The organism is Campylobacter concisus, assembly GCF_003048605.1.
Taxonomy (GTDB): domain Bacteria; phylum Campylobacterota; class Campylobacteria; order Campylobacterales; family Campylobacteraceae; genus Campylobacter_A; species Campylobacter_A concisus_BM.
Genome location: NZ_PIRX01000002.1, coordinates 182,282 through 195,161 on the forward strand (window position 1 = coordinate 182,282; position 12,880 = coordinate 195,161).

General features: G+C 40.7%; 10 protein-coding genes. 6 read left to right on the forward strand and 4 right to left on the reverse strand.

Annotated features, from left to right (window positions below; genetic code table 11):
- The first annotated feature begins 23 nt into the window (after positions 1 to 23).
- Positions 24 to 947 (forward strand): pseudouridine synthase family protein, encoded by a 924-nt coding sequence (locus CVS86_RS02170; protein WP_107790821.1) that lies wholly within the window; start codon positions 24 to 26, stop codon positions 945 to 947.
- A gap of 295 nt (positions 948 to 1,242) precedes the next feature.
- Here the strand turns inward: CVS86_RS02170 and rlmN are convergent, their stop codons facing one another.
- The 4 genes from rlmN to CVS86_RS02190 are packed head-to-tail and all read right to left on the reverse strand — an operon-like array spanning position 1,243 to position 7,101.
- Positions 1,243 to 2,388: a 23S rRNA (adenine(2503)-C(2))-methyltransferase RlmN gene (gene rlmN / locus CVS86_RS02175; RefSeq protein WP_107790822.1), complete on the reverse strand. Its 1,146-nt coding sequence runs from the start codon at positions 2,386 to 2,388 to the stop codon at positions 1,243 to 1,245.
- Complete coding sequence (locus CVS86_RS02180; protein WP_107790823.1) at positions 2,385 to 3,065, reverse strand: purine-nucleoside phosphorylase; 681 nt, start codon at positions 3,063 to 3,065, stop codon at positions 2,385 to 2,387. The genes rlmN and CVS86_RS02180 overlap by 4 nt, the downstream gene beginning before the upstream one ends.
- Positions 3,065 to 3,820: an imidazole glycerol phosphate synthase subunit HisF gene (hisF, locus tag CVS86_RS02185; RefSeq protein ID WP_021087091.1), complete on the reverse strand. Its 756-nt coding sequence runs from the start codon at positions 3,818 to 3,820 to the stop codon at positions 3,065 to 3,067. Before hisF ends, CVS86_RS02180 begins: the two co-directional genes overlap by 1 nt.
- Before the next feature lie 2 nt (positions 3,821 to 3,822).
- A complete protein-coding gene (locus tag CVS86_RS02190) occupies positions 3,823 to 7,101 on the reverse strand; it encodes a DEAD/DEAH box helicase (protein WP_107790824.1) in 3,279 nt (1,092 codons plus the stop codon).
- 106 nt (positions 7,102 to 7,207) lie between these two features.
- Here CVS86_RS02190 and rsmA point away from each other — a divergent pair, with 106 nt between their 5' ends.
- From rsmA to CVS86_RS02215, 5 genes are all read left to right on the forward strand, one after another.
- Positions 7,208 to 8,050: a 16S rRNA (adenine(1518)-N(6)/adenine(1519)-N(6))-dimethyltransferase RsmA gene (rsmA, locus tag CVS86_RS02195; RefSeq protein ID WP_107790853.1), complete on the forward strand. Its 843-nt coding sequence runs from the start codon at positions 7,208 to 7,210 to the stop codon at positions 8,048 to 8,050.
- Positions 8,016 to 10,226 (forward strand): ribonuclease J, encoded by a 2,211-nt coding sequence (locus CVS86_RS02200; RefSeq protein ID WP_199906502.1) that lies wholly within the window; start codon positions 8,016 to 8,018, stop codon positions 10,224 to 10,226. The genes rsmA and CVS86_RS02200 overlap by 35 nt, the downstream gene beginning before the upstream one ends.
- Before the next feature lie 9 nt (positions 10,227 to 10,235).
- Positions 10,236 to 11,189 (forward strand): KpsF/GutQ family sugar-phosphate isomerase, encoded by a 954-nt coding sequence (locus tag CVS86_RS02205; RefSeq protein ID WP_107790825.1) that lies wholly within the window; start codon positions 10,236 to 10,238, stop codon positions 11,187 to 11,189.
- Between the two features lies 1 nt (position 11,190).
- Positions 11,191 to 11,964 carry a pseudouridine synthase gene (locus tag CVS86_RS02210; RefSeq protein ID WP_009295179.1) on the forward strand — a complete coding sequence of 258 codons (774 nt, stop codon included), beginning with the start codon at positions 11,191 to 11,193 and terminating at the stop codon, positions 11,962 to 11,964.
- Between the two features lie 72 nt (positions 11,965 to 12,036).
- A complete protein-coding gene (locus CVS86_RS02215) occupies positions 12,037 to 12,867 on the forward strand; it encodes a tetratricopeptide repeat protein (protein WP_107790826.1) in 831 nt (276 codons plus the stop codon).
- The last annotated feature ends 13 nt before the right edge of the window (positions 12,868 to 12,880 follow it).

Below are 12,880 nucleotides of genomic sequence, written 5' to 3' on the forward strand. Positions count from 1 at the left end.
CTCGTTTTTCGAAAGGATCATTTTTGCCCTACGTAAATAAATTTATCATTACTGCAGATCACCAAAAAGCTTATGAAATTTTACTGCAAAATGGCTTTAACATGAGCCAAACCCAGCGCCTCATCGATAAAGGCAGGCTGATATGCGAAGGCAGTGTCGTGAGCGAGAAAAATGCCATTTTGTGTGGCGATATCTTTTTGATCGACTATGAGGCGGCGCCAAAGGGGCTAAAGCCGATCTTTGAGTGCGAGAGCTTTGCAGTATTTGACAAGCCAAGTGGGGTGTTCAGCCATCCAAATGGCAGGCACTGCGACTACTCGCTAAACGATGAAATTTACACACTTTTTGGGCGAGATGCGAGCGTAGCACATAGGCTGGACTTTGAAACAAGCGGCGTGATAGTCGTGGGCAAAGATAGAAATTCTACGATAAAGCTAAAGAAAATCTTTGAAAACAGAGAGGTTTCTAAAAGCTATGTCGCGATGGTGCAAGGCAAGGTCGAGCGAGAATTTACGATCGATGCTAAGATGGATCTGGCAAACAACTACGACGATGTAAAAATGCGAATGCAAATTTGCGAAAATGGCAAGAGCGCTGTGACTAAAATTTTGCCGATCAGATATTTTGATGATATCAATACGACTTTAATTCGAGCTATCCCACTCACTGGCAGGCAGCATCAAATTCGGTTGCATTTGTTTCATGTGAAACACAAGATCCTTGGCGAACCACTTTATGGTTTGTCGCGTTCGCAAATCGAGAAAATTTTAGATAAAGAGATGAGCGAGCGTGAACGGATAAATTTAACTGGCGCAAAAAGACTCTTGCTTCACTCGGACGAAATTTCATTTAAATTTGATGAAATTTTTTACAAGATAAAAAGCAAATTTGATGCCGAAGGTGAGTTTTATAAATTTGCAAAAGAAGCAAATAATCAAAATATTTAAATTTTAAAAAGTCTTTCTAGTAAAAATAATCTACAAAAATTTTTCGTAATTTTGCTTTTAAATTTGAAATAGAGTTTTTATTGAAAAATAGAATTAGATTTTTAGTGTCACCACATCGTGAATTAAATTTTGACAATCGACTTTGCGTTTTAGTTTTTAACTCACAAAATTTCATACCAAATTTTTTAGATTTATTTTGAAATTTTATTTTCCTCTTTTAAAACTTTCATGATTAGCCCAAGTCCAATGCCAGCAACCAACACTATAAAAATTATCTCAGCGATATCAAGAGCTGTCATTTTTTACTCACGTTAGTTTTATCGTTAGTCGGTTTTTCTTCTGCTTTAGCTGCACTCTTATCGCTAACGTTAGCTCTGAATTTAGGATTTTCATTTCGTTGTTTTAGCTGTCCGCAAGCTGCACTTATATCAAGCCCTTTGCTCTGTCTGATCGTGCAAGTGACGCCATGATCTCTTAGATATTCTTGAAATTTTAGCATGCTAGCAAGCTCAGGCCGTCCAAATTCACTACCTTCATGCGGGTTAAAGTAGATCAAATTTACCTTTGCCTTGATACCATGCAACAGTTTAACCAGCTTTTTTGCGTCACTAACACTATCGTTTAAGTCTTTGATAACAAGATATTCAAACATCACACGCTTTCGCATATCGATAGGAAATCCCCTAACAGCGTCCATAACAGCCTCGATATTATACGCCTTATTTATCGGCATCAGGCGGCTTCTAAGCTCGTTAGTAACAGCATGTAGCGATATGGCCAGCAAGACACCAAGGTCCATCTCGCCAAGTTTTTTTATCTGGCTACCAAGGCCGCTAGTTGAAACTGTTTGGCGGCGTGGCGATATGGCTAGGCCTTCATTAAGAGCTAAAATTTTGATCGCTTTACTAACGTTAGCAAGGTTATCAAGTGGTTCGCCCATACCCATATAGACAACGTTTATGCGCCTCTCGTATGGTATGTTATTCTCTCTTTTTATCCACAAAATTTGCCCTACGATCTCGCCAGCAGTCAAATTTCTAACAAGCCCACCCTTTGCTGTTAGGCAAAAAGCACAGCCCATTTTGCAACCAACCTGCGAACTAACACAAACGGTATAACGAGCATGGCGGCTCACCTTGCCATCTTCGTCGCTAATCTCCTCTTTCATAGGTAGCAAAACGCTCTCTATTTTCAGCCCATCTTTTAGCTCAAAAAGATACTTAATAGAGCCGTCGCTACTTTGCTCAAATTTCACACATTTTAGAGGATCGAGATAAAATTTCTCAGCCAAATCCTGACGCATATCCTTTGGCAAATTTAGCATTTGGCTAAATTCTGTCGCATTTTTTTTGTATATCCACTCATAAATTTGCGTCGCTCTAAAAGAGGGAGAGACAAGCTCTTTTAACTCTTCGATGCTAAGGTCAAGCAAATTTTTCACATATTTTCCTTTACATATTTTGTTAGTAGCTCTTTAGCCGCAGAGTGATTTTTTATAAAATCAGCATGCGCATTTTCATCACAAAAATTTGTCGCTACGAAAATTCCATAAGCTGGAATTTTAAAAATTTGAGCCACTTTTAGAACAGAAAAAAACTCCATATTTTCTAAAAAATACCCCTTTTCAAACATCTTATGAGCCAAATTTTTGTCTGTCGTTATGAAATTTGATGAATTTGTTTTGATAGTTCCACGTGAAACGATAGAAGAAATTTCACACTCGATGGGCGAGTAAGATCTATTTTCTATGCTAGAAATTTCAACATTTGCCCCAACCGAGCTTTCATAAATTTGCAAAATTTCACCATCTTTATATAGACCAGCTGAACCTACAAAAACTATCTTTTCTGGCATCTGATATAAATTTCGCTCGGGATTTTTTGACAAATTTTGGCTTAGATTTTGCAACTCTGGGTTTGATGAGTTTGCAAATTTAGCCTCGATCTTTGCAAGGTAGTGAGGGTCAATATTTTTTAAATTTATACTCTTTTCATCTGCTCCCACGCACGATCTTTTTTGCAAAAACTTTGTCAAATTTATCGCCATATCGACTAGCCCCACCCCCATTGGCAAGGCAAAGTCAAAAATTTCATTTTTACCAGCCGAGATAACTAACATCAAAGTCTAACCTCAACGCCGTTTGCCTTAAGATACTCTTTTAGCTTTTTTATCTCGATCTCTCCAAAGTGAAATATCGAAGCAGCAAGACACGCATCAGCCCCAGCTTCAAAAGCATCTTTAAAATGCTCCATTTTCCCAGCACCTCCGCTTGCGATAGTCGGTATAGAAAGCGCACTAAATATCTTTGTTAGTTCCAGACTAAAGCCCTGTTTGACGCCGTCATTATCCATAGACGTTAGCAAAATTTCCCCTGCTCCGCGCGACTCGACCTCTTTTGCCCAAGCAAAGGCATCTTTTTTAGTGTCGATCCTGCCGCCATTTATAAAAACACTATAACCATTTTCGATCTTTTTAGCGTCTATCGCCACGACAACACACTGCGAGCCAAATTTCTTAGCCGCTTCGTCGATCAAATTTGGATCTTTTATCGCCGATGAGTTTAGGCTCACCTTGTCGCAGCCCGCATTCAAAAGGCGAGAGATATCATCGATCGTGCGTATGCCACCGCCAACGGTTAGGGGTATAAAAAGCTTACTTGCGACCTTTTTTACCACATCAACTATCGTATCACGGCCAAGGTGAGAGGCTGTTATATCCAAAAAGCAAAGCTCGTCAGCGCCCTCGTCGTTGTATCTTTTAGCTATCTCGACTGGGTCTCCAGCATCGACAAGTCCAACAAAATTTACACCTTTTACGACCCTGCCATCTTTTACGTCGAGGCACGGGATTATGCGTTTTGCAAAATGATTCAAATTTATCCTTTGTCTATCTTTCTAGCTGCCACCTCAAAATATGGCAAATTAGCCCAATTTTCTCGGTTTCCAACTATGTAAATAACCTCTTTTGCTCTTGTTAGCGCCACATTTAGCAGGTTTGGCTTGCTAGCAGCCCACGCTCTAGCACCCTTTGTCGCTCCCCCTAACACAAACACGATAACATCAGCCTCTTTACCTTGCATAGTGTGGATAGTGCCAGCACCTTTTAAATTTCTACAAACATCTTTAAATGGCGTTATTATCCTGATGTTATTTTTCTGGCTAGCTAGCTCGCCTGCCAAGAGCTCTTTAACCACCTCGCCCTCGACTTTGTTGTAGTTGCCTATCCACTCCTCGCTTCTAACATCTATCCACTTTGTTTGCACGTTAGTGTTTGCAAAATTACTAGCCGCGCTTCTGCCAAGTATCATCATATCATCGTAGGTAGTCTCGTTTGATATCTCAAACATAGGGTTAGCGCACCTTCTATGCACGATCAGTGGTGAGCCGACCCAGATACTTTCGCCGCTACCTTTTATATATGTGCCGATATTCTGCGCCTTGTCAGCTCTTAATTGCACAGAGGATCTAAGCAAGTTAAACTCCTCTTTTGCCTCGCAGTAGCTAAGTATCGCGTTATTTAAACTAACAGGCAGCGTTACGACAGGCTCAAGCTGCAGTGGGTCGCCAACAACCACAGCCATCTTTGAGCGAAGTAATGCGCCTAACGCGTTAGTTAAATTTGCCTGCCCTGCTTCATCTATCAAAAGCATGCCTATATCGCCATTTAAAAGGTCTTTAAAGGTGTTATTAAACGAGGCAAAAGTCGAGCTAACAACAGGCGTTAGCAAGAAGAGCCCCCTGATGATCTCACGTCTATGCTTTGCCTCTAAGCCGTTTTTCTCAGCCATCTTTTCATCGTTAAAGATAACGCTAAGGGCACGTAAATTTGTCCTAACAGCCTCTTTGCAAGCAAAAATGGCAGCTTTGTGCAAATTTAGCGCCTCTTTGAAAAGCTCTATCCTAGCCTTAAAAAGCTTTGTCTTGTGAAATTTCTCATCTATGCCAAATTCCATCATAAATGGCATACTCTTTTGCATTTCGTCATTACTCTCGCTAAAGCTGCCATTTAAAAAGTTATCTAGCTCCTCACTCCTACCAAGTATCTTTTGGCGTCTAGCAAAGTCGCTTTGCAGCCTTTTGTAAAGATTTATCTTAGTGCCAAGCTCTGCAGCCCTGCTCTCAAGCCCTGCTATCTTGCTTTTTAGCTCATTTAGCCTTGCCTCGTTTTTCTCTTTGCTCTCGCCATTTTGCTTGCTAGCTTTTAAATTTTGCTCAGCTATCTGGCGGTTTATCTCACCAACCTTTAGCGCCTCGTCATTATACTTTTCAAAGGCCTCTGTCTTAAAAATCTGCTGAAAGAGAAAAAAGGGCGGCTTTTCTGGTGTGTTTAAATACTCCTGCAAGGCCTCATTTTGACCAACAAGCCTTGTTAGCTCCTCTGCCTCCGCCTTTTTATCTTCAAGCTCGTCACTAACGCTAGCAAATTCGCTCTCAAGCGGAGATAAAAGCTCCTCTATCTGCTTAGCTGAGTTATAGCTCTCAAGCCTCCTATCGACATCAGCTAGTTCTGTTTTAAGGCTCTTTAGCTCCTCTTCTTTGATCCTAATCTCGCTAAAAAGTAAATTTACCTCGTGAAGTGCAAGGTTAAATTTCTCCTTTGCCTCGTCAAAGTCATCGACGCCTTCGCCTACTGCCAGATATTTGCCAAGCCCCATCAAAAAGCCATCTTGCTCCAAAAACTCGCCATACTCTTTTGTGATCTCATCATACTGGCTGTGAGTAGCCTCGATCTTTACGCCATTAATTGCGTTAAAAACAAAATTTGACTTATTTTGCTTTGAGCCAAGCGCCACGCAAAAAAGCCCCCAAGCTGGCTTTGAGATAAAGGACTTCTCGCCAAATTCACTCTTTTCATCAGCCGAGAGCAGCCTTGTGGCTATAAATTTAAAATATTCAATCTCGCCCGCATAATCACCTATGCTCTTTAGCTGGCTTAGCTCTTTGCTCAAAATCTCAACCGCGCCATTGTTGCAAGAACTAACGACCATTTCATAGCCCTGCAACTCGTCATTTAGTCTAAAATAAAGCGCTTTTTCATCACTGTCATAAACTGGCTCAAAGATATCGTGCCTGCTCATTTGCGCGAGCTTCATAGCCCTAAGCGTCACCACTTCAGCCATCACGTCCTTTAAAAGTGTCGTTTTACCAGTGCCTGGAGCACCATTTACGCTATAAATCCCGCCGTTACCTTCTTTAAATTTCTCTATGATGTTATTTAACGCCATTTGCTGTGAGAAATTTAAGGCAAAATCACTTGCAAAAGCCGATCTTGGGTAGCGCTCAGCCTTAAAAAAGTCCCTTACTGCCCTTTGATTTAGCTCATCTCTAACATCAATCCTCTCAAATTTATTCTCACTACCCTCGTCTAAAAACTGATCCGTCAGCTCGTGCGTCCTGCCTGACTCATAAAATTTGATAAGTAAATTTATATCATCTATAAAAAAGCTATTTAAAAGGGCGTCGTTCTCTTTAAAATTTGGATCAGCGATCCTTACTTCAAGCCTGATCACGTCTTTGCAAAATGGCGTCTTTAGCGAGCTTTTTAGCTCCTCATGGACTGCTTTTACATAGTCGCTAAGCTTCATTTTCTCTTTGTGGATAGAAATTTTATCCTTGATGTGCTCGCACTCTTTGTTAAAGTCGTTTTGGCTGATCTCTTTTAGGTGGTTTAGGCGCACCATCGCCCAAGGAGCCGTTGGGATGAAAAGCTCATTTGATGAGTTTGGCGTGAAAAATGGGCTTAGCTCATTATCTAAATTTGCATCTTTTAGAGCAAAATTTTGCTCATTTTTGCAAAAAACTAGATCGCCAGAGAGCTTAAGCTTATAACAAAATGCCTTTTCAAAGCTCGTTTGCTCAGAGCGTAGCTCCTCTAAAATTTGCTCTTTTTCAAATTTCACCTTTGCTAGCTTTGATATCGCAAGGGCAAGCAAGTCCGTCTCAAAAATGCCACCATAAATCGAAATTTCTATACCATTTTTTAAAAGCGACCTGTCAAATGCTCTTAAAATTTGCATAAATTTCTCATCGAAATTTGCGATCTCAAGGTCCATTGATTTTTTAAATTTGCTATTTGTCTTTTTTGGCTCGTCTAAGGTTTTTGGCTCTAAATATTGTGATAATAAAAAGTATTTTAAGGTATTTGCCCTACTCAAATTTGCGCCTTATTTTGTTGTTATTTAGTGATTATAGTCCATTTTATATATGATTAAACTAAACTTGTAATCATTGTATAAGTAATTTTTGGCTAATATCGCGGCTATGATAAAGGCAAAAAAGCACTTTGGACAGAATTTTTTACAAGACAAAGCGACACTAGATAAGATCATCCAAGCGATACCCAAGGACGTAGAAAACGTCGTTGAGATTGGGCCTGGCTTAGGTGATTTGACATTTAGACTTTTGCAAATTTATAAGACGACCTCTTTTGAGATAGATTGTGAGCTGTTTCAAATTTTAAAGGTCAAATTTGCAAATGAGATCCAAAATGGACAATTAAAACTTTTTTGTAAAGATGCTTTAGAGCAGTGGCAGCAAGAGGGCGGACTAAGTAGCCAGAACTACTTTTTAGTCGCAAATTTGCCCTATTACGTTGCTACGAAGATGATACTAAATGCGATAGATGACGAAAAATGCCTTGGGCTTATTGTGATGATACAAAAAGAGGTTGCTCTTAAATTTAGTGCAAAGAGCAAGGATAAAGAATTTAGCGCTTTATCGATCCTCGCTTCACTACAAGGCAGGTGTGAGCTTTTGTTTGACGTGGATGCAAAACTTTTTAATCCACCTCCAAAGGTCACATCCTCAGTCATCAAACTACAAAAAACAAAAAAGATTTTTGGCAAAGACGGGATTTTCAAAGATGCAAAACAATACGAGGCTTTTAAAGCATTTTTAAGAGCTGCGTTTGCTTCGCCAAGAAAGACGCTTTTGAAAAATTTATCCACAAATTTTGACAAAAAGGCGTTAGAAGAAATTTTTGAAGACCTGGACTTAGCTCAAAATTTACGTCCACACGAACTAGATGTCGATTCTTATCTAAAAGTATTTGAAAGATTAAAGGAAGATAATGAACGACAAAAACGAAGAGAAAGTTGTAACTAACCAAAGCAAAAACAACAAAAGACGAAGATTTAGACCAAAAAATAAGCCAAAACAAGAGGGCGAAACTACCGAGCAAACCTCACTGGCAAGCAAAAGCGTGATAGATAACTTCTTTGCAGCAGAGCAGGCTGAAGCCAAAATGCACGCCGAGCCAAAGAGTCAAAATCCTCGCCCAAAAAAGCAAAGAAATAACAAAAATCAAAACAAAACTGGCGAAAACAATAAGCCAAAAGAGCAAAAACAGCAAAAAGAAAAGCCAAAACAAGAGTCAAAAGCTGAAGCTAAAAACGAGACAAAAGAGCAAAAAGAAAAGCCAAAACAAGAGTCAAAAGCTGAAGCTAAAAACGAGACAAAAGAGCAAAAAGAAAAGCCAAAAAAGGCTAAAAAACCAAAGAAAAATTTACCCGCAAAGCTAAATGGCAACGAGCAGTGGCAACAAGACATCGCAAGCGCGATGGAGGCAAACAAAGCCACTCACGAGCTAAGACTTGAGCCACTAAAATATCTAAACTCAAGCGAGCATAAAATTCGCATAACGCCACTTGGCGGTCTTGGCGAGATCGGCGGCAATATGACGGTCTTTGAGACAGAAACTAGCGCCATCATCGTTGATATCGGCATGAGCTTTCCAAGCGAGAGCATGCACGGCGTGGATATCCTCATCCCAGACTTTGACTATGTTCGCAAGATAAAAGATAAGATAAAAGGCGTCATCATCACTCACGCACATGAGGATCACATCGGCGCGGTGCCTTACTTTTACAAAGAGTTTAAATTTCCTATCTACGCCACACCATTACCACTTGGCATGATAAATAATAAATTTGAAGAGCACGGACTAAAGCAAGAGCGCTCACTCTTTCGCTCAGTCGAAAAAAGAAAGCCATATCTCATAGGTGACTTTGAGGTAGAATGGATACATATAACCCACTCTATCATCGACGCTTCGGCACTTGCGATCACGACAAAGGCTGGCACGATCATCCACACGGGCGATTTTAAGATCGACCACACGCCGATAGATGGCTACCCAACAGACCTTGGCAGACTAGCGTATTATGGCGAGCGTGGTGTGCTTTGTCTATTAAGCGATAGCACAAACAGCTACAAAGAGGGCTTTACGAAGAGCGAAAGTAGCGTTGGCAAGACCTTTGACGCGATATTTTCAAAAGCAAAAGGCCGCGTCATAATGAGTACATTTAGCTCAAACATCCACCGCGTCTATCAAGCGATCGAGTGGGGCTTAAAATACAACCGCAAAGTCTGTGTCATCGGCAGATCAATGGAGAGAAATTTATACACTGCGATGGAGCTTGGCTACATCAAGCTCGATAAGAAAATTTTTATCGATGCAAACGAGGTTGGTAAATTTAAAGATGACGAGGTACTTATCGTCACTACTGGCTCTCAGGGTGAGACCATGAGCGCGCTTTACCGCATGGCGACAGATGAGCACAAATATATAAAGATAAAGCCGACCGATCAGATAATCATCAGCTCAAAAGCGATCCCAGGCAACGAAAACAGCGTCTCAACGGTGCTAAATTTCTTACTAAAATCAGGTGCGAGCGTCGCTTATCAAGACTTTAGCGAGATCCACGTCAGCGGTCACGCAGCGCAAGAAGAGCAAAAGCTGATGCTTCGCCTCATAAAACCAAAATTTTTCTTGCCAGTGCATGGCGAGTACAACCACATCGCAAAGCACAAAGAGACGGCCATTAGCTGTGGTGTGGATGAGAGAAATATCTATTTAATGAGCGACGGCGATCAGATGGAGGTTTGCCAAAAGTACCTAAAACGTGTAAAAACGGTAAAAACTGGCAAAGTCTTCATAGATAATCAAATAAATAAACAAATCGCAGACGACGTCGTCATTGACAGACAAAACCTAGCTGAAGCAGGTGTCGTCATGATAATCGCTCAAATTTCACGTCACGGTGCAAAACTCATCAACAAACCTCGCGTCATCAGCTACGGCCTTGTGGGCGATAAGCAAGACGCCGAGTTTAGAAAAGAGATGGAGGGCGTGCTAGAGCAGTACCTAAGCAACGTCAAAGAGGAGCTTTTGAAAGATAGCAGACTACTTGAGTCACAAGTGCGCCAAGTGATCAGAAAGCACATATTTAGAAAGGTCAAAAAGTACCCAACTATCGTGCCGATCATCTATCTAATGTAAGGAAAATTTATGCAAAAAGCCAACCAAATCGCCGCTGAAGTCTTAGAGATAGAAGCAAACGAGCTTTTAAGACACGCTAAAAGCGTAGAGATAGAAGATGCTGTAAATTTGATATTTAACGCAAAAGGCAAAGTCATAGTAACAGGCGTGGGTAAGAGCGGTCACGTGGGCGCAAAGATCGCTGCCACACTTGCAAGCACTGGCACGCCAAGCTTTTTCTTGCATCCGACAGAGGCCATGCATGGCGACCTTGGCATGATAGAAAAAGACGACATCTTGTTAGCCATTAGTTTTAGTGGCGAGAGCGATGAGCTTATCAAAATTTTGCCTCATGTAAAGCGCTTTGGCGTAAAAATCGTCGCCATGGCAAGGAACAAGACAAGCTCACTTGGTAAATTTAGCGACGCTTTTATAGATATAAATGTAGAAAAAGAGGCGTGCCCACTAAATGCCGCCCCAACAGCATCAACAACGCTAACGTTAGCTCTTGGCGATGCGTTAGCTGTTTGCTTGATGCAAAAGCGCGGCTTTAAAAAAGAGGACTTTGCAAATTTTCATCCAGGTGGCAGCCTTGGCAAGAGGTTATTTTTGAAGGTCAAAGATGTGATGAGAAGCGAAAATTTACCGATAGTCCGCTGGAATGCAAGCCTAAAAAGTGCGATCGATACTATGACACATGGCAAGCTTGGCACGGTTCTCATCGTCGATAAAGATGGTGTGCTAGACGCTCTTTTAAGTGACGGCGATCTTAGGCGCGCGCTTATGAGAGAGGACTTTGACCTAGAAGAGCCAGCGATGAAATTTGCAACCATGCATCCAAAAGAGATAAATGACAAAGAGATGTTAGCCGTAGATGCGTTAGCTTTAATAGAAAAGTATAAAATTCAGCTTCTAGCTGTCGTAGAAAATGGCGTGCCTGTGGGTGTTTTACACATCCACGACCTTGCAAATTTAGGACTATAAAATGGAAAAAACAAGACTAAATAAATTTATCTCACATAACACAAACTACTCACGCCGTGAGGCAGATGAGCTGATAAAAGCTGGCAAGGTTAGCATAGCAGGGCGTGTGGTTAGCGACCTTGCTACAAGCGTGGATGAAGATGACAAAGTGCGCATAAATGGCCGTTTGATAAAGCTAAAAAAGGAATTTACCGTTATCGTTTATCACAAACAAAAGGGCGAGCTAGTTAGCAAAAAAGATGACCGCGGACGAAAGACGATATATGATACGTTAGATAAGAAATTTGCAAAATTTGTTAGCGTAGGGCGCTTAGACTACGCAAGCGAGGGGCTACTTTTGCTAACTGACGCTCCAGCTATTGCCACAGCACTCATGAATAGTGACCTAGAGCGCGAATACTACCTAAAAGTAAAAGGTGAGGTGACAAAAGAGGTGATAGAGGCGATGACAAATGGCTTTTTCGCCAAGGATGCCACCAAAGGCGCGCACGCAAAAACCACTATAAAATCAATGGAATTTAAGCCATTTCTAGCCTATAAAGTCTTTGGCTCAAGCGGTGGCTACACAAAACTAAAGGTCATCATCAACGAGGGTCAAAACAGAGAGCTACGCCGCTTCTTTGGCTACTTTGACCTTGAAGTGATGGATCTAAAACGTGTTAGTTTTGGGCGTGTTAGCCTTGATATGCTAAAGCCTGGCAAATGGCGCTACTTTGAAAATAGCGAATACGAAGACCTAAGAGACTTTTTAAAAGTTAATAACGTTAGATACTAACATCAGGCTTGCTTCTCTAACAAAGAGGCAGGCCAGACCACAATAACTACGAATTTGCAAAATGGAGAAAAAATGAAAAAGGCTGTTCTTTTATCTGCGATATTGTTAACCACTGGCTTTTGCGAAGATCTTTTTGAGCTTGGGCTTGAAGCTTATAATAAAGGCGAGTTTGATAAAGCTGCCAAGCAATGGCAAAGAGGTTGTAATGGTGGGGATATTGATAGTTGCACTAATTTAGGAACTTTATATGAAAACGGTCAAGGTGTGGCGCAGGACTATAATAAAGCAGCCGCCTTGTATAAACACGCTTGTGATAGTAAAGATGCTATTGGTTGCTATAATCTAGGTGGTTTTTATGAAAGAGGGCAAGGAGTAGAGCAAGACTATACCAAAGCTGTCAAACTATACAAAAAAGCTTGTGATGGCAATGTTGCCCAAGCCTACCATAATTTGGGAGTTTTATATATAAACGGTCATGGCGTAGAGAAAGACTATTATAAAGCAGCTCAATTATGGCAAAAAGCTTGCAGTGACAAATATAGCACTAGTTGTTACAATTTAGGGATTTTATACAATATTGGTCAAGGTGTAAAACAAGACTATTATAAAGCAGCCGATCTATACAAACAAGCTTGTGATGATGGAGTTAGTAATAGCTGTTCTAGTTTAGGAATTTTATATGAAAACGGTCAAGGTGTAAAACAAGACTACAGTAAATCAGCAGAATTGTATGAAAAAGCTTGCAATAATGGATACAATCGCGGTTGTTTTAATTTAGGAGCTTTTTATCTAAAAGGCAAAGGCGCAAAACAAGACTATCACATAGCAAAAGAATATTTTGGTAAGGCTTGCAAATTAGGGTTTCAATCAGGATGCGATTTTTACAAAAAATTAAACGAATAGTGCCTTGATACTA